Consider the following 857-nt stretch of genomic DNA (forward strand, 5'->3'; position numbering starts at 1 on the left):
CTTACTGAGGCGCTCAAGCACGCCAAGCAAGCGCTGGACATTCACGAACGGCTGGCCCTCAAACGCCCTGCACGCTACCAAGCCGATGCTGACAATGCACAGCTGCTCACAGCGCTGTTTGCATGGCTTGCAGGACAAGGCGACCTGGTCCTAGCGGCAGACAGGGAGCCCGAAGTGGACGGTCCTTACTCTCAGCAGCCCAACCGCTTTTTCAGAGCCGCGCTACTGTCCTTGGCTGCCCGGGATGGAACTGCGGCATTGTCCGCGCTGGACCGTGCCTGGCTGGCCTGGGCCGGCATGTCTGGCGTGCAGCAAGTTCACTGGAAAGATTTGTTCCTGCTGGCTTGCGCATGGGCAAACCACCATGGCAGCTTACCTCCTGGCATGGCCCAGTACCACCAGCAGCTCGCACAACTGCGCACGCGGAGACAGGGGCAACTGCCTGTGTGGATGGCGCGGGCAGCGGAGCTCAAAGGCTTTGCTCTGGAGTAGCCGGGCTGGAGGGTCTGCACCCTCCTGAAACTGACTGGGTGGAGCGGTGCCTGCCATCGGGTGGGCCGCGCGCAAGGGGCTGCTTGGGTTGTCGGGTGAACCTCGGGTCAATCGTGTCTAGTTGACGCACAGAAAAAGCCCGGACAGTTCCCCGTCCGGGCTTTTTTGTGTCTGCGAGCGATGAAGCGCTTTACTTCTTCGCCGGCGGCAAATCGGTACAGGAGCCGTGGGCCACTTCCGCCGCCATGCCGATGCTCTCGCCCAGCGTGGGGTGCGGGTGGATGGTCTTGCCGATATCGACCGCGTCGGCGCCCATCTCGATCGCCAGCGCGATCTCGCCGATCATGTCGCCGGCATGCGTGCCG

General features: G+C 63.4%; 2 protein-coding genes. One reads left to right on the forward strand and one right to left on the reverse strand.

From position 1 onward, the window contains the following. A partial coding sequence (locus HTA01S_RS25640) for a hypothetical protein (protein ID WP_169804814.1) occupies nucleotides 1–492 on the forward strand: 492 nt, incomplete at its 5' end. Between the two features lie 190 nt (nucleotides 493–682). Here the strand turns inward: HTA01S_RS25640 and HTA01S_RS26210 are convergent. Then, on the reverse strand, nucleotides 683–857 hold a 175-nt coding region (locus HTA01S_RS26210; protein ID WP_084235959.1), incomplete at its 5' end, for a hypothetical protein.

Origin of the sequence: Hydrogenophaga taeniospiralis CCUG 15921 (assembly GCF_001592305.1) — a bacterium.
GTDB lineage: Bacteria > Pseudomonadota > Gammaproteobacteria > Burkholderiales > Burkholderiaceae_C > Hydrogenophaga > Hydrogenophaga taeniospiralis.